General features: G+C 72.5%; 13 protein-coding genes. 6 read left to right on the plus strand and 7 right to left on the minus strand.

Features of this window, described 5'->3' with window-relative positions; genetic code table 11:
• Nucleotides 1–14: 14 nt before the first annotated feature.
• Together AB0J55_RS21585 and dxr are read right to left on the minus strand one after the other, a co-directional pair.
• Nucleotides 15–1,241, minus strand: coding sequence for a site-2 protease family protein (locus AB0J55_RS21585; protein WP_364251048.1), 1,227 nt, complete (start codon nt 1,239–1,241; stop codon nt 15–17).
• A 3-nt stretch (nt 1,242–1,244) separates the two neighbouring features.
• Nucleotides 1,245–2,447, minus strand: a complete 1,203-nt coding sequence (gene dxr, locus AB0J55_RS21590) for a 1-deoxy-D-xylulose-5-phosphate reductoisomerase (protein WP_364251051.1) — start codon at nt 2,445–2,447, stop codon at nt 1,245–1,247.
• A 94-nt stretch (nt 2,448–2,541) separates the two neighbouring features.
• Between dxr and AB0J55_RS21595 the strand changes: the two genes are divergently transcribed.
• From AB0J55_RS21595 to AB0J55_RS21605, 3 genes are all read left to right on the plus strand, one after another.
• Entirely contained in the window at nt 2,542–2,799 is a 258-nt protein-coding gene (locus tag AB0J55_RS21595) for a DUF2631 domain-containing protein (protein WP_354822738.1), read from the plus strand.
• A gap of 25 nt (nt 2,800–2,824) precedes the next feature.
• A complete protein-coding gene (locus AB0J55_RS21600) occupies nt 2,825–3,484 on the plus strand; it encodes a peptidylprolyl isomerase (protein WP_364251056.1) in 660 nt (219 codons plus the stop codon).
• 130 nt (nt 3,485–3,614) lie between these two features.
• Complete coding sequence (locus AB0J55_RS21605) at nt 3,615–4,712, plus strand: acyltransferase (protein ID WP_364251059.1); 1,098 nt, start codon at nt 3,615–3,617, stop codon at nt 4,710–4,712.
• On the opposite strand, the gene AB0J55_RS21610 is transcribed toward AB0J55_RS21605, so the two are convergent.
• From AB0J55_RS21610 to AB0J55_RS21620, 3 genes are all read right to left on the minus strand, one after another.
• Nucleotides 4,709–5,050 carry a hypothetical protein gene (locus tag AB0J55_RS21610; RefSeq protein WP_364251062.1) on the minus strand — a complete coding sequence of 114 codons (342 nt, stop codon included), beginning with the start codon at nt 5,048–5,050 and terminating at the stop codon, nt 4,709–4,711. The two genes, AB0J55_RS21605 and AB0J55_RS21610, sit on opposite strands and share 4 nt — an antisense overlap.
• Before the next feature lie 58 nt (nt 5,051–5,108).
• Nucleotides 5,109–6,878 carry an MFS transporter gene (locus AB0J55_RS21615; protein ID WP_364251065.1) on the minus strand — a complete coding sequence of 590 codons (1,770 nt, stop codon included), beginning with the start codon at nt 6,876–6,878 and terminating at the stop codon, nt 5,109–5,111.
• A 94-nt stretch (nt 6,879–6,972) separates the two neighbouring features.
• On the minus strand, nt 6,973–8,445 hold the full coding sequence (locus AB0J55_RS21620) for a PLP-dependent aminotransferase family protein (RefSeq protein ID WP_364251067.1): 1,473 nt from the start codon (nt 8,443–8,445) through the stop codon (nt 6,973–6,975).
• A 28-nt stretch (nt 8,446–8,473) separates the two neighbouring features.
• Here AB0J55_RS21620 and AB0J55_RS21625 point away from each other — a divergent pair, with 28 nt between their 5' ends.
• On the plus strand, nt 8,474–9,256 hold the full coding sequence (locus AB0J55_RS21625) for an L-histidine N(alpha)-methyltransferase (RefSeq protein WP_364251070.1): 783 nt from the start codon (nt 8,474–8,476) through the stop codon (nt 9,254–9,256).
• A gap of 85 nt (nt 9,257–9,341) precedes the next feature.
• On the opposite strand, the gene AB0J55_RS21630 is transcribed toward AB0J55_RS21625, so the two are convergent.
• Together AB0J55_RS21630 and AB0J55_RS21635 are read right to left on the minus strand one after the other, a co-directional pair.
• Nucleotides 9,342–12,581: a tetratricopeptide repeat protein gene (locus AB0J55_RS21630; RefSeq protein ID WP_364251073.1), complete on the minus strand. Its 3,240-nt coding sequence runs from the start codon at nt 12,579–12,581 to the stop codon at nt 9,342–9,344.
• A gap of 241 nt (nt 12,582–12,822) precedes the next feature.
• Complete coding sequence (locus AB0J55_RS21635; protein WP_364251075.1) at nt 12,823–13,551, minus strand: alpha/beta fold hydrolase; 729 nt, start codon at nt 13,549–13,551, stop codon at nt 12,823–12,825.
• A gap of 47 nt (nt 13,552–13,598) precedes the next feature.
• On the opposite strand from AB0J55_RS21635, the gene AB0J55_RS21640 reads away from it, so the two are divergent.
• On the plus strand, nt 13,599–14,852 hold the full coding sequence (locus AB0J55_RS21640) for a cytochrome P450 (protein ID WP_364251077.1): 1,254 nt from the start codon (nt 13,599–13,601) through the stop codon (nt 14,850–14,852).
• On the plus strand, nt 14,852–15,745 hold the full coding sequence (locus AB0J55_RS21645; RefSeq protein WP_364251080.1) for a LysR substrate-binding domain-containing protein: 894 nt from the start codon (nt 14,852–14,854) through the stop codon (nt 15,743–15,745). Before AB0J55_RS21640 ends, AB0J55_RS21645 begins: the two co-directional genes overlap by 1 nt.
• The last annotated feature ends 13 nt before the right edge of the window (nt 15,746–15,758 follow it).

The raw sequence follows: 15,758 nt of genomic DNA on the forward strand, positions 1-15,758 counted from the left end.
CCTCTCCGTGGACCTCACTGGCCGATCCGGATCGGGTTGACGATGTCCGCGGTGACCGTGAGTAGCGTCACCGCGCCGCCGACCAGCACCAAGGCCATCGTGATCCCGGACAACCGCGTGTAGTCGACGGGACCGCCCGCCGCCTTGCCCCGCCGCGCGCGGATCCAGTCGCGGACGCGCTCGTACCAGACCACCGCGATGTGCCCGCCGTCGAGCGGCAGCAGCGGCAGCAGGTTGAACACGCCGATGAAGAAGTTCAGGCTGGCCAGCAGGAAGAAGAACAGCACCCAGACGCCCCGCTCGACCGCCTCGCCGCCGATCCGGCTGGCCCCGACCACGCTGACCGGCGTGTTCGGGTCGCGCTCGCCGCCGAAGATCGCGGTCACCACGGCCGGAATGCGTTCCGGGAACTGGACGAGCCGCTGCGCGGTCTCGGCGAACATCGTCCCGGTGAAGTCGAAGGTGGCACCGACCGCGGCGAGGGGGCCGTACTGGACGGTCGGCGACTCCACCTTCGGGGCGGCGCCGATCATGCCGACGTCCTTGACGCCGGAGGGGCTCCAGCGCTGCACCTTCGGCACGTCGACCACGAGCCAGAGCTGCTGGTCACCGCGCTGCACCTCGAACACCGTCCGGCCGCTGGTGGCCTGCACGGCGGTGAGCATCTCGTCCCAGGTCGCGACCGGCTTCCCGCCGACGGCGAGCACCTTGTCACCGGGGCGCAGTCCCGCCGAAGCCGCCGGGGTCAGGGCGCCCTGCGGGCACGGGGCGCTGGCCTGGGCTTCGGCTTCGGCCTTCGACGTGGTCGGGCGGGCGCAGGAGGTCGAGTCCAGCACCGGGACGGTCGGGCCGGCGTTCAGGTTCGGCAGGCCCATGGTCACGGCCATCAGGTAGAGGACCACGAAGCCGAGGATGAAGTGGGTGATCGACCCGGCCGACATCACGACGGTGCGCTTCCAGGTCTTGAACCGCCACATCGCGCGCGGCGCCTCGTCCGGGGTCACCTCGTCGAGCGCGGTCATGCCGGCGATGTCGCAGAACCCGCCGAGCGGGATCCACTTCAGGCCGTACTCGGTCTCGCCGCGGCGCCACGAGAACACCGTGGGGCCGAAGCCCACGAAGTACCGGCGGACCTTCATCCCGAAGGCCTTCGCGGTGAGCATGTGGCCGGCCTCGTGCAGTGCGACGGAGACACAGATCCCCAGCGCGAAGAGCACCACACCGATGATGTAGGCGAGCACCCGCTACTTCCCCTCGATGATCGAACCGGCCCGCGCACGAGCCCAGCGCTCGGCCGCGAGTACGTCCTCCACGTCGCGTGGTTCGCGACGCCATTCGTCGGCGGCTCCCACCACCTCGGACACAGTGTCCACTATCGACGTGAAGCTGGTGTTCTGCGCGAGGAAGGCGGACACGAGCTCCTCGTTCGCGGCGTTGTAGACGGCGGGCAGGCAGCCGCCGGCGGTGCCGCAGTGCCGGGCCAGCTCGACGGCCGGGAAGGCGTCGTCGTCCAGCGGCTCGAACGTCCAGGTCGCGGCCTTGTCCCAGGCGCACGCCGGGGCGGCATCCGGGACGCGGTCCGGCCAGTGCAGCGCGAGCGCGATCGGCAGCCGCATGTCCGGCGGGCTGGCCTGGGCGATCGTCGAGCCGTCGGTGAAGGTCACCATCGAGTGCACGATCGACTGCGGGTGCACGGTGACGTCGATCTTCTCCGGCGCGACGCCGAACAGCAGCGCCGCCTCGATCAGCTCCAGGCCCTTGTTGACCAGGGTGGCGGAGTTGATCGTGATCAGCGGGCCCATGGACCAGGTCGGGTGCGCCATCGCCTGCTCGACCGTGACCCCGGCCAGCTCGCTGCGCTTGCGGCCGCGGAACGGGCCGCCGGACGCGGTCAGCACGAGCCGCGCGACCTCGCTTTCCCTGCCGGCCCGCAGCGCCTGCGCGATGGCGGAGTGCTCGGAGTCGACCGGCACGAGCTGCCCGGGCTTGGCCGCGGCGAGCACCAGCGGGCCGCCGGCGATGAGGGACTCCTTGTTGGCCAGGGCGAGGGTGGCGCCGGTGGCGAGCGCCTTGAGCGTCGGCTCGAGGCCGCGGGAGCCCGGCAGGGCGTTGAGCACGGTGTCGACCGGCACAGCGTCGATGAGTTCGGTGACGGCGTCGGAGCCCGCGAAGAGCCTCGGGAGCTTGAACTCGCCCTGGGCGTACCCGCGCTTCTGCGCTTCGGCGTACAGCGCGAGCTGGACGTCTTCGACGGCCGTGGCCTTCGTCACGGCGACGGCCTCGACGCCGTGGGCGATCGCCTGCGCGGCGAGCGCGGCCGGATCGGCGCCTCCCGCGGCGATCCCGGCCACCCGGAACAGGTGCGGGTTGCGCGCGGCGACGTCGAGGGCCTGCACGCCGATGGACCCGGTGGAGCCGAGCACGAGAACGCTTCGCGAGGTAGTCATCGCCGGTCATTGTCGCGCGGGGCGTCTCCGCGGCGCACCCGGAGGTGTGGGATCATCGGCGAGTCCGAGGTTCACGGGGTTTGAGGAGTTCATCGTGGCAGGCAAGGCGGTCGAGAAGAGGCGGCCCGAGGTCGACCCGCGCGACGAGCCGTCCGCGGCCTGGGGCTGGCACGGCTCGTTCCCGAAGGCCACCCGCATCGCCGGCTGGGTCAGCGCGATCATCCTGCTGGTGATGATCAAGGGCAACCACGAGAACAACACCGAGAACGTCTGGCTCATCGGCCTGTCGCTGTTCCTGATCCTGCTGCTGGTGCTCGACATCCGCAAGCAGCGCACCGCCTGGCGCAAGTAGCCGGTTTTTCGCTAACGTCCCCGGCATGAAGCTGCGCTGGGGACTGGCTCTGCTCGCTGTACTGGGTGCACTGGTGGTGCCTGCCGCTCCGGCGTCGGCTTCGGTGCCGTTGGTCCGGTGCACGTTCACGCCGACCCCCGGCAACCCTGCCGCGCGGCCGGTGGTGCGTCCGTTGCCGCTGGCGTCGACCCGCGGGACCGTCGATGTGACTTTCCGGTTCAACTACGGGCCGGTGACCGTTCGGCTGGATCGCGGCGGGGCCGCGCCCTGCGCGGTGCACAACATGGTTTCGCTGGTTCTGCAGCGGTTCTACGACCGGTCCCGGTGCTGGCGGCTTTCCGACTCCGCTCGTCTCGGTGTTCTCCAGTGTGGGGACATCTACGAGGTGGAGAAGGGCGGGCCGGGGTACGAGTTCCCGGACGAGGTCTCCGGAGCCGAGACGTACCCGCGGGGGACCATCGCCATGGGGAACCAGGGACCGGGGACCAATGGGTCGGAGTTCTTCATCGTGCACTCGTTCGCGAACATCCCGGCCCATTACTCGGTGATGGGGCGGGTGATCCGGGGGATGTCCGCCATCGACCGGATGGTCGCCGACGGGATCATCCCGACCGACCCGAACGGGCCGCTGGACGGGGCGCCGGCGAAGCCGGTGAAGATCCAGCGAGCCACGGTCGGCTGGTAGCTCGGCTTTGCTCGCTCCGGCCGAGCCGGAACCGTGCGTATCGCCCCATAGGTCCCCCGACGAGCGATTGCCGGGATCGCCCGATTACAGTGTGCGGGTTCTCAGCTGAGCTTCGTGGGGGGATCACGCGATGATGACGCACGACGAGTACCTGGCGACCCGAAGATTCCCGGCCCTCGACGGCGTCCGCGCCGTCGCCGCCGTGCTCGTGGTCGTCTTCCACTACGGCGGTCCCAACTGGGAACGGGCCAACGGCTGGATCGGGGTGCACCTGTTCTTCGTGCTCTCCGGCTACTTGATCACCACGCTGGCCTTGCGCGAGGAAGACCGCGCCGGCCGCGTCTCGCTGGCGGAGTTCTACATCCGCCGGGCGTTCCGGATCCTCCCCGTCTACTACGTCGTGATCGGCGTGGTCGTCGTCTTCGCCTACTTCCGCGGGCTGGGGCTGCGGCACAGCGGCATCGTGTCCGCGCTGCCGTGGAACGTCGCCTTCGTCGGCGAGTACCACCAGATGGCCCTGTTCGGCCAGGCCTGGACCCTCGGCGTCGAGCAGAAGTTCTACCTCGTGTGGCCGCTGCTCGCGTTCGGCCTCGGTGCGCTCGGCTTCGTGAAGCGCCTGAGCCTCGCGGTCGGCCTCGTCGCGATCATGCTCGCCCTGATCCCCTTCATGCCCTACGCGGGCGCGTACTCGCCGATCCTCATCGGCTGCACCCTGGCGATCGTGCTGCACCACCGCAAGGGCTTCGCCGCGCTGCGGGTGTTCACCCACCCGGTCACCGGGCTCGTGGTCGCCGCCGCACTGATCGCAGTGCAGACCCGGTTCGGTGAGATCGCCGGGTTCCTGCACGACGACGGCGGCTCGATCACCGGCACCGGGTACATCCTCCTGGTGGCCCTGCTCGTGCCGTCCCTGGTCGCCGGCGGCGGGCCGCTGGCCTGGGGCCTCTCGCGGCGGCCGATGCGGTTCGTCGGCGAGCGGTCGTACTCGCTCTACCTCATGCAGGGCGTCGTCGCGCTGGCCCTCGCGGGCGCCATCCCGCAGTTCGCGCCGCACCGGACGCTCACCGCGGTCGCCGTGACGGTCGCCGGGCTGCTGGCGGCGGACCTGCTCTACCGCTGGGTCGAAGTCCCGATGATCGACGTCGGCCGCCGGATCATCGCGCGGCGCCGGGCGAAGAAGATCACGCCGGTCGCCGAAGTGACCGAGCCCGCGCTCGCCACGGTCTAGGGTTTCCCGACGCCGAAGCAGGCGACCACACGGCTCCGGTCCGGGGTCACGAACACGGAGAACCAGTAGCCGCCGGCCGGGCGGTCGTCGACGAACACCAGGTACAGCTCGCGTTCCGGGCAGGCTTCCAGGTCGGCGACGGCGTCGGCGAACCCGGCCGACGCCTGGCCCGTCCGGTGCGTGTGCCGCTCCCGGCGGCGGAAGATCCGCCAGTACGACTCGGCCACCCCCGGCCGGTCGGTGCCGATGAGCCTGGCCCCGGAATCCAGCGCCGAGCGAGCCAGCGCGAACACGCCTTCGCGACCCGTCAGCAGCGCGGCCAGCTCATCCCGCTCCACCACTCCCCCTGACGGAAAAGCCGGGTGCCCCGACGGCACCCGGCTTCCGAAACTACCTTCAGCGTTCGCTGGACGGCGACACCAATTCGCTCGGCCCGGTGCCCGACTCCCCCGCCACCGCGGCCAGTTCCTCGCCCACCGACTCGCGGTTCTTCGGGCGCGCGTCCTTCGTCAGCAGCGACGCCACGGCGCCGATCAGGCAGACCGCGATCGCAAAGCCGAACGCCACCGCCAGACCGGACTGGAACGGGCCCGAAATCAGGTTCGGGAAGAAGCTGCGGCCGGTCAGGAACGACGCCTGGTCCGGCGGCAGGGCCGACAGCTGGCCGCCCAGCAGCTGCTGGATCGGGTTGTAGCCCAGGAACGCCGCGAACAGCACCGCCACCGCCGGGAGGTTCGCCACCTGGGCCGCCGCCGCCTCGGGGACGCCGTGCGCGACCAGGCCGTCGTGCATCGTCGACGGGAGGCTGCTCGACAGGCCGGAGATGATCAGGCTGAAGAAGAAGCCGATCGACAGGACCATCGCCGCGTTCTGGAACGTCGTCATCATGCCCGCGCCGGAGCCGCGCGCGTCCGCCGGCAGGCTGTTCATCACCTCGGCGCGGTTGGGCGAGGAGAACATGCCCATGCCGATGCCGTTGATCAGCAGGATCGCGGCGAACGCCCAGTAGTCGAAGTTCACCGGCAGCACGATCAGCAGCAGGAACGTCACGGCGGTGATGAACAGGCCGCCCGAGGCGAGCAGGCGGCTGCCGATCCGGTCGGCGAGGATGCCCGACGTCGGTGCGGCCAGCAGGAAGCCGACCGTCATCGGCAGCATGTAGATGCCCGCCCACAGCGGCGTCTGCTCGAACGTGTAGCCGTGCTGCGGCAGCCAGATGCCCTGCAGCCAGATGATCAGGATGAACTGCAGCCCGCCGCGGCCGAGCGACGCCGTCAGGTTGGCGACGTTGCCCCAGGTGAACGAGCGGATCTTGAACAGCGACAGCCGGAACAGCGGGTTGTCGACCTTCGACTCGATGATCACGAACGCCACCAGCACCGCGGCACCGCCGATGAGGCAGCTGAGCACCATCGGGCTGGTCCAGCCGGTGGACGAGTCGCCGTAGGGCTGGATGCCGTAGGTGATGCCGACCAGCACCGCGATCAGGCCGACGGCGAAGGTGATGTTGCCCCACCAGTCCATCCGCGCGTGCTTGCGGACCCCGGTGTCGTGCAGCTTGAGGTAGGCCCAGACGGTGCCGATCACGCCGAACGGCACGGACACCAGGAAGATCAGGTTCCAGTCGACCGGCGCGAGCACCCCGCCGACGACCAGGCCGAGGAACGAGCCCGCGATGGCCGCGACCCCGTTCATGCCGAGCGCGAGCCCGCGCTGGTTGGCCGGGAAGGCGTCGGTGAGGATCGCCGAGGAGTTCGCCATCAGGAAGGCGCCGCCGACGCCCTGCACGATCCGCCAGCCGATCAGCCACAACGCGGCGGCGTCGCCGTCGAACCAGGTGACGGCCAGCATGATGGAAGAAACGGTGAAGACGGCGAAGCCGAGGTTGTACATCCTCGCGCGGCCGTACATGTCGCCCAGCCTGCCGAAGCTCACCACCAGCACCGCGGTGACCACGAGGAAGCCCATGATCATCCACAGCAGGTAGCTCGTGTTGGCCGGTTCCAGGGGGTTGATGCCGATGCCCTTGAAGATGTCGGGCAGCGCGATCAGCACGATCGAGGAGTTGATCGTGGCGATCAGCATGCCCAGCGTCGTGTTGGACAACGCGATCCACTTGTACCGCGGCCCCAGTTCCGCGATCGAATACGTCCGGCGTTGCGCCACTGTGCAACCTCTCTGCTCGCAAAGTCCCTTAGCTAGGCTAAGCAACTTGCTTGCGTATGGCAACCAACGCGGCGGAACGCCTGGGAGAGCATGATCACAGTCGCTTGACTGTCCTTTGTGGAGTCTTTACCAACCGGCCCAGCACCGCGACGCCCTCGGCGATCTCCGTCGCCGTCCGGGCCGCGTACCCGAGCACCAGCCCCGGCCGCCCCGGTTCCTGCCGGTGCCACGACAGCGGCTGGACCTTCACCCCCTCCGCCAGCGCGGCCGCCGCCACCGCCACGTCGTCCACGTCGCCGTCGAACGTCACCGTCAGGTGCAGGCCCGCCGCCGCGCCGTGGACCACCGCGCCGGGCAGGTCGGCGGCCAGCGCGCGGATCATCGCGTCCCGGCGGCGGCGGTGGCGGGCCCGGACCACCCGCAGCTGCCGCTCCAGCTCGCCCGTCTCCATCAGCCGGGCCAGCACCAGCTGCGCCAGCACCGCGTTCCCCAGGTCCGCGAACCGCTTGGCCGCCACCAGATCGGCGAAGAACCGCGGCGGCGCCAGCAGCCAGCCGACGCGCAGGGCCGGGGCCAGCAGCTTCGACACGCTGCCCATGTAACAGACCTCCGGCAGCATCGACCGGACCGCGGGCACCGGCGCCCGGTCGTAGCGGTGCTCCGCGTCGTAGTCGTCCTCCAGGACGATGCCGCCGCCGGCCGCCCACTGCATCAGCTCGCGGCGGCGCTCGCCGCCCAGGACCACGCCCGTCGGGAACTGGTGGGCCGGGGTCAGCAGCACCGCCGGGGCCGCCAACTCGGCCACGCGCACGCCGTCGTCGTCCACCGGGACCGGCGGTGTCTCCAGGCCGCAGTGGTGCAGGTGCTGCCGGGCGCCCAGGGAACCCGGGTCTTCGACGGCCACCGACCGGACGCCGTGCGCCCGCAGCACCTCCCCCACCAGCGTCAGCGCCTGCGCCACCCCCGCGACCACGATGATCTCGCCCGGGTCGGCGCGGATCCCGCGGTTGCGCGCCAGCCAGCGCGAAACCGCCAGCCGCATCGACGGCGCCCCGCGCGGGTCGCCGTAGCCGAAGTGGGCCGGCTCCAGCTCGTCCAGCACCGCCCGTTCGGCGCGCAGCCACGCCGCACGCGGGAACGCCGTCAGATCCGGGACGCCGGGCGTGAGGTCGATCCGGGCCGGGGCCGCGCGGACGGCCTCGAACACCTCCACCCCCGGGCGGGCCGTGATCACCCGGGCCGACGGCCGGTCCGGCGAGGGGTCCGGCGGCAGCACCGGTGCGGCGACCACCACCGTGCCCGCCCGGCCGCGGCCCGCCGCGTGCCCGTCGTCGATCAGCCGCTGGTACGCCTCGGTGACCACGCCCCGCGACACCCGCAGTTCCGCGGCCAGCACCCGGGACGCGGGCAGCCGGCCACCGACCGGCAGCCGTCCGTCGGCGACCGCGGCGCGCAGCTGCCCCGCGAGCCAGTCCGCGAGCCCGCCCGGCGGCGCCTCGCGGACGTCGAGCTGCAGGAAGTCCGACCCTATGGACCCCTCGGAGAGCGGTGTTTTGGCTCTGTCCATCGAGCCATTGTCGCAGGACGCTGGTCCCATGGACACCGGTTACGTGCACGGATACACCGAACCCGAGACCCGCCGCCTCGGCGACCAGGCCGACACCCTCGCCGAGCTCCTGCACGCCGGGACGGCCTACCCCGCGGGCAGCCGCGTGCTGGAGGCCGGCTGCGGCGTCGGCGCCCAGACCGTCCACCTCGTGGCCCGCAGCCCCGGCGCGCACCTGACCGCGGTCGACGTCTCCGAAGCGTCGCTGCGGCAGGCGAGAACCCGGGTCGAGGGCGTCGAGTTCCGGCGGGCCGACCTGTTCGACCTGGACGGCGAGTACGACCACGTCTTCGTCTGCTTCGTGCTGGAACACCTGCCGGAGCCGGAGAAAGCCCTGGCGCACCTGAAGACGCTGCTGCGGCCGGGCGGCACGATCACGGTCGTCGAGGGCGACCACGGATCGGCGTTCTTCCACCCGCGCAGCGAGCACGCCCAGGCCGCGATCGACTGCCTGGTCCGCCTCCAGGCCGACGCCGGCGGGGACGCGCTCATCGGCCGGCGCCTGCACCCGCTGCTGACCGGCGCCGGGTTCGCCGGCGTCACGGTCGAACCGCGGACGGTCTACGCCGACAGCTCCCGGCCCGGGCTGGTCACCGGGTTCACCCGCGACACGTTCACGGCGATGGTCGAAGGCGTCGGCGAGACGGCCGTCGCGCGCGGCCTCGCCACCGCGGACGGCTGGGCCCGCGGCGTCGCGGACCTGCACCGCACCGCCGGTCCGGACGGGACCTTCCACTACGCGTTCTTCAAGGCCACCGGGAGCAACGCATGATCACCAGGCGGCCGGCGGGCAGCACCAACTTCGTCGACCGGGACCTCCAACGCGTCCGGAGCGACCTCGCCGCCCTCGAACCCCGTCAGCCGGCGACGCGTTCCAAGGCCGTCAGGTGGTTCCGGACCCGGTTGGCGCCGGGCACGCATTCCCCGGCGTAACAGGCCAGCGCGCGTTCCCAGTGCTCGCGCGCGGCCTCCGGAGCACCGAGTCCACTGTGGACCTCGCCGAGCCCGCAGTGCGCCCGGCCCTGTTCGGGACGGCACCCCGTTTTGCCCGCCACGGCCAGGGCTTCGCGGTGGTATCCGAGCGCGTCCGCGGAAGCGCCGCGCGCGGCGGCGAGGTGGCCGAGGCTGTTGAGCACGCGGGATTCGACACCCCGGTCACCGCACTCGCGGGCCAGGCTCAGCGCCTCGTCGAGGTGCTGAGCCGCTTCCGCGTGGAAGCCCTGCGCCAGCCGGACGTCGCCCAGGTGCTTCAGCGCGACACTGCGGTTGGTCGGGCTTCCGGTCTCCTGCGCGATTTCCAGGGCACGCTCCAGGTGCACTGCGGCTTCCGCGTACCGGCCGCGCGCGTGTTCGATGTCGCCGAGGATGGCGAGGGCGTACCCCTCGCTCACCCGGACGCCCATCGCGCGCAGGTGCTCCAGCCCTTCTTCCAGGACGCGGGCGGCTTCGTCGTGGCGGCCCTGCGCCGACATCGCGTCGGCCAGGTTGACCAGGGCGTATCCCTCACTCGTGCGGTCGGCGATGTCGCGGGCCAGCGCGAGGGCCTCTTCGAGGTAGCCGATGGCCTCGCCGTACCGGCCGATGCCGCGGCAGGTGCAGCCGAGCACCACCAGGACCAGGCCTTCGCTCGTGCGGTCGCCGGATTTCCGGGCCAGCGCCAGTGCTTCGGTCGAGTACCCGATGCCTTCGGCGAAGCGGCCCAGGGCGCGGCAGACCAGGCCGAGGGTGTTGACCGCGTGGATCTCGGTGCGCCGGTCGCCGGTCTCGCGGGCGAGGACCAGGGCCTCCTCCAGGTACCGCAACGCTTCCCGCGAGCGGCCGACGCGCCAGTGGCCCAGCGCGATCAGGATGAGCGGCTCGGCCTCGGCCGCGCGGTCGCCGGCGTGGTGGGCCAGCGCCGACGCGTGCGTGTGCAGGACCAGCGCTTCCTCGTGGTAGCCGCCGACGTCGAGGTAGTGCCACAGGATCCCGGACAGCAGCCGCAGGTGCTCGGGCCACCCGTGCCGCGTCGCGTGCGCGGCCACCGCCAGCAGGTTGCGCCGCTCGGCCTCCAGCCACGCCTGCGCGTCGATCACCTTCACGTCGGGTTCCGGCACCCGCGGCCGCAGGTGGCGTTCCTGCGGCAGGACGACGTCCATCGCCTGCCCGGCCGAGGAAACGTAGAAGTCGAACAGCCGCGCCTGCGCTTCGCGGCTCTCGGCGGGGTCCTCGGCCGCGAGCTCGGCGGCGTAGACGCGGAGCAGGTCGTGCAGCTGGACGCGGTCTTCGCCGGTCTGCTGCGCGAGGTGGGCCCGCACGAGAGTGCCGGTCAGCCGTTCCGCCTCCGGCAGCGGGACGCCGGCGAGCGCGGCGATCGCGGGCGGGGTCAGGTCGCGGCCCGGGTGCAGGCCGCAGAGCCGGAACACGCGGGCGGCGGCCGGGGCGAGGTGGCGGTAGGACCACGAGAACACCGCGCGGACCGCGGTCAGCGGGTCGCCGCCGCCGTCGAGCAGGTCCAGCCGCCGCCGTTCGTCGGCCAGCTCGGCGGCCAGGGCGGCGAGCCGCTCGCCCGGACGGCTCAGCGCCAGCTCCGCGACGAGCCGCAGGGCCAGCGGCAGCCGGGCCGAATACCCGATCAACGCTTCCGTGGCGCCGGGTTCGGCGTCGACGCGCCGGCCGAGCAGCGCCCGCAGCAGGTCGCGGGCTTCGGTTTCGGTGAGCAGGTCGACGAGCACCCGCCGCGCGCCGTCGCGGGCGACCAGCCCGGGCAGCGCGTCCCGGCTGGTCACCAGCACCAGGCAGGACGGCGAGCCGGGCAGCAGCGGCCGGACCTGCCCGACCGAGCCCGCGTTGTCCAGCAGCAACAGCATCCGGCGGCCGGCGAGCGCGGTGCGGAACTTCGCGGCGCGCTCCTCCGGTTCGGCGGGGATGTCCGCGCCGGGGACGCCGAGGGCACGCAGGAAGCCGGACAGCGCGTCACCCGGGTCGACCGGCCGGACCGTGCCGAAGCCGTGCAGGTCGAGGTAGAGCTGCCCGTCCGGGAACTCCTCGGGCGACCGCTGGGCCCAGTGCACTGCGAGCGCGGTCTTGCCGACCCCGCCGGTGCCGGACAGCACGGCGATGCGCGCGCCGGTGTCGCCTTCTTCGCGACGCAGCAGGGCGTCCAGCTCGGCCAGCTGGGCGGCGCGGCCGCGGAAGCCGGGCACGTCCGCGGGCAGCTGGGCCGGCACCCGGGACGGCGGCTCCGGGAAGTCCTGCCGCAGCACCTGGCGGTGGGCTGCGCGCAGCTCGGGGCCGGGTTCGATGCCCAGCTCACCGGCGAGCCGGCGGCGGACCTCGTCGTACACGCCGAGCGCGACGGCCTGGCGGCCGGACGCGGCCAGCACGAGCATCAGCTTGGCGTGCGCCGACTCGTTCAACGGCTCCTCGGCCGTCAGCACCCGCAGCTGTACCGCCGCATCCTCCGGATCGGCGGTCTCGGCGTAGGCCATCACGGCCTTGGCGCGCCGCATCGCGATCGCGAGCCGGGCCGGGTGCTGGCGGAGCCGTCCGAGATCGGCGAGGGCGGGGCCGCGCCAGAGCCCGAGAGCCTCGCGGTGGGCGTCGCGGGCGAGGAGCGCTTCGAACTCCAGCAGGTCAAGTTCCTGTTCCCCGGCGGCGAGCCGGTAGCCGCCCTTGTCCGTGGCGATGAGGTCGGCGGGACGCAGCGCCCGCCGCAGCCGCGCGACGTAGGTGTGGAGCAGCTCCAGGCACGACGACGGCGGCTCGTCCCAGACGACGTCGACGAGGTCCTCGCGCCGGACGGTCCGGTTCGGCTGCAGGGCCAGCAGCGCGAGCAGCAGGCGCTGCTTCTCGGCGCCGATCTCCACCGGCTCGGTCCCGCGCGTCACCGTCAGCGGGCCGAGGACGCCGATCCGCACCGGTTCCGGCGGGGCTTCGGCGAGCGCTTCCCGCAACCGCCGTTCGGTCTCCGGCCGGGGCCGCCGGACGCTGCCGAGTTCGGCGTTGCGCACCGCGCGCAGGCTCAGTCCGGCGCGCTCGGCGAGCTGGGCCTGGGTGAGCCCGGCGAGCACACGCCGGTCGCGCAGCCATCCGGCGAACGACGGGCCTTCGTCCACAGGCGTCCTCTCCGGCGTCCCCCTGGCGGAACGTACCTCTCCAGCATCACGATCGTGCCGCCCGAGATGTACCACCGATCGGCGAAGATAACCGTTTCCGCAGGTACCGAGGGTGACGACGGCGCGGGGCCGCGGTACAGGCGCACGTCCACCACGCCTTCCTAGGCTGTGCCGTGTCCGGTGGTGGCGAGGGGTTCGAGGAGCAGCCGTCGCGTGGGGTACGACGGCTGCACCCGGACCTTCAGACGCCGAAGCGCTTCAGCAGGGCACGCACCGCGGCCGGGTCTTCGACGTGGGCGTTGTGCCCGAGCCCGGGGAGCGTGACGGCGTCGGGATCGAGCGCCCGCAGCTGCTCCGGACGGCTCATCGGGTCGTTCTCCCCCGCGGCGAGCACGACCGGGCAGCGCGCCCCGGCCAGCAGGGCCGGCATGTCCGGTGCGCCGAGGCCGAACGCGGCCGGGTCCATCGCGAGGCGCCAGCCTCCCTCGGTCTCGCGAAGCCCGGCCGGGTCGGTGGGCGCGATCCCGAGCAGCCCGGACACCTTCAGGTAGGCCTGTTCGGCGTCCGCCAGGGTCTCGAACACCCGGGGTGGCTTGGCCGCGAACGAGGCCGCGCGGTTCAGGTCGTCCTGGCTCCACTCGACCTTCACGCCGAGAGCCAGCACCCCGGCGACCTCGACGTCGTAGCGGTCGGACGCCAGTTCCAGCGCGAGCACGCCGCCGAGCGAGTGGCCGGCGACGATCAGCGGCCCGCCGTCCGGCAGCGCCCGCGCGACCGCCTCGGCGAGAGTGGCGAAGCTGTAGTGCGGCAGGGGTGCGGACGGGCCGTGGCCGGGCAGGTCGGGCACCAGGACGCGGCGGTCGAGCTGGACGGCGAAATGGTTCCACACTGCACCGGTCGCGCCGAGGCCGTGCAGGAGGAGGACGGCCGGTTCGCCCTTGCCGCCGATGCGCATGTTGAGCGTGTCCATCCGCGCAGCTTCCCAAATTGTCGGTGGGCGCGGCTAGGGTCGGGCCCGTGACGATCACCGATCCGGAGACCTACGTGCGAGGGGTCCCGTACGACGAGCTGGCGCGGCTGCGGCGCGCCGGCCCGGTGGTGCGCGTCGACGACTTCTGGGCCGTGCTCGGGCACGCCGAGGTGCGGCGGGTGCTGCGCGACCCGGGAGTGTTCTCCTCGCGGCTCGGCGGGACGCAGATCCGGGACGCGGCGGACCTCGCGTACGTACGCCGGATGATGCTGAACATGGACCCGCCGGAGCACGGCCGGCTGCGCGGGCTGCTCACGAAGGCGTTCACCCCGCGCGCGGTCGCGAAGCTGACGTCGCAGATCGAGAGCTGGGCGCGGGAACTCGTCGACGCGGTCGCGGATCGCGGCGAGTGCGATTTCGCGCAGGTGGCCGCCGATCTGCCGCTGCGCACCCTGGCCGGGGTGTTCGGCGTGCCGGAGCAGGACCGGCGGCTGATGTACGACTGGAGCAACCGGGTGATCGGCTACCAGGACGCCGAATACGCGGTGAGCTCGACGGTTTCCGTTTCCGAGGTCAGCGAGCTCGCCCGGGCCGCGCTCGCCGTCCGGCCGTCGCCGGGTCCGGACGGGTCGATGCCGGATCCACGTACGCGCGCGGGCATGCCGGATCTCTACGCGTACGCGAACGCTTTGGGCGAGTACAAGCGGGAGCACCCGGGCGACGACGTGATGAGCAACCTGATGCAGCACGTCGGCGACGACGGCGGGCGCGTCTCGCTCGCCGAGTTCGAAAACCTCTTCTGGCTGTTTTCCGTGGCGGGCAACGAAACCCTGCGCAACGGCCTGCCCGGTGGGCTGCTCGCGCTGCTCTCCCACCCCGCGGAATACCGCCGGCTGCTGGCGGACCGGTCCCTGCTGCCGTCGGCGGTCGAAGAGATGTTGCGGTGGTGGACGCCGGTCATGCACTTCCGGCGCACCGCGGTTTCCGAGGTCCGGCTGTCCGATGTGGACATCGCCGCCGGGGACAAGGTGGTGGTCTGGTTCTCGTCGGCCAACCGGGACCCGTCGGTGTTCCCCGACCCGGACACCTTCGACGTCGGCCGGACCCAGAACGACCACCTCACCTTCGGCCACGGCCCGCACTTCTGCCTCGGCGCGCACCTCGCGCGGGTCCAGATGCGGGCGATGTTCGACGCGGTGCTCGACAGGCTCGGTTTCGTGGAGCTCGCCGGGGAGCCCGTGCGGCTGCGGTCGAACTTCCAGAACGGCCTCAAGTCGCTGCCGATCCGGTGGAGCGGCTGATGGAGATCCGGGAGTTGCGGGCGTTCGTCGCGGTCGTCGAGGCGGGCGCGATGTCGAAGGCGGCCCGGCAGCTGCACGTCAGCCAGCCTGCCCTGTCCCAGACGATCACCGCGCTGGAACGGCGGCTCGGCGTCCCGCTGCTGGTGCGCACGAGCACCGGTGTCCAGGTGACGGACGCCGGGACGACGCTGCTCGGCGAGGCCCGCGCCGTGCTGGCCCGCCACGACCAGGCGGTCGCGGCCATGGCCCGGCACACGAGCGCCGGCGGCGGCGTGCTGCGCGTCGGCGTCCCCCTGGAACTGCCGCCGGACCTGCTGCCGTCGGCGCTCGCGCGGCTGCCGGACACGCGGGTGCAGGCGCGGCACCTGTCGTCGGTGGCGCAGGTGGCCGCGCTGCGGGCCGGCGAGCTCGACGTCGGCCTGGTCCGCGAGCGCCCGGCCGGGCCCGACCTGGACGCGACGCTCGTGGTGACCGAGGACGTCGGCGTCCTGCTGGCCGCGGACGTGGCGGAGAAGCTGGGCTCACCGGTCCGGCTGGAGGCGCTGGCCGGGCTGGAGTGGTTCGCGTTCCCGCGCGCGGGCAGCCCGGCGTGGTACGACGAGCTGGCGGCGATCCTGCGCAGCCACGGCCTCGACGTCGGCCCGGAGGTGCCGGAGGAGCAGCGGCTGATCGTCGAGCTCAAGATCCCGGCGGTCAGCGCGGGCGGGGCGTACGCGTTCGCGCCGCCCGAGTGGCCGTACCCGCTGCCGGACACCGTGCGGTGGGTGCCGCTGGCCGGGAACCCGATCGTCCGGCGGACCTGGGCCGTGTGGCCGGCGACGTCGCGGCGGCGGGACGTCGCGGAGTTCGTCGCGGCGCTGGAAGACCATCGGCGAACCGGATCGGGGGTATAAGCAGGGCCGAACC

It is taken from the genome of Amycolatopsis sp. NPDC049688 (assembly GCF_040674975.1).
In the GTDB taxonomy this organism is placed as follows: domain Bacteria; phylum Actinomycetota; class Actinomycetes; order Mycobacteriales; family Pseudonocardiaceae; genus Amycolatopsis.

What these genes read in the sequence shown, in the direction of transcription:
- AB0J55_RS21600 (WP_364251056.1), top strand. Translation starts at nt 2,825, where the DNA reads ATGAAGCTGCGCTGGGGACTGGCTCTGCTCGCTGTACTGGGTGCACTG.
- AB0J55_RS21635 (WP_364251075.1), bottom strand. Translation starts at nt 13,551, where the DNA reads ATGGACACGCTCAACATGCGCATCGGCGGCAAGGGCGAACCGGCCGTC.
- dxr (WP_364251051.1), bottom strand. Translation starts at nt 2,447, where the DNA reads ATGACTACCTCGCGAAGCGTTCTCGTGCTCGGCTCCACCGGGTCCATC.
- AB0J55_RS21625 (WP_364251070.1), top strand. Translation starts at nt 8,474, where the DNA reads ATGGACACCGGTTACGTGCACGGATACACCGAACCCGAGACCCGCCGC.
- AB0J55_RS21605 (WP_364251059.1), top strand. Translation starts at nt 3,615, where the DNA reads ATGATGACGCACGACGAGTACCTGGCGACCCGAAGATTCCCGGCCCTC.
- AB0J55_RS21620 (WP_364251067.1), bottom strand. Translation starts at nt 8,445, where the DNA reads ATGGACAGAGCCAAAACACCGCTCTCCGAGGGGTCCATAGGGTCGGAC.
- AB0J55_RS21645 (WP_364251080.1), top strand. Translation starts at nt 14,852, where the DNA reads ATGGAGATCCGGGAGTTGCGGGCGTTCGTCGCGGTCGTCGAGGCGGGC.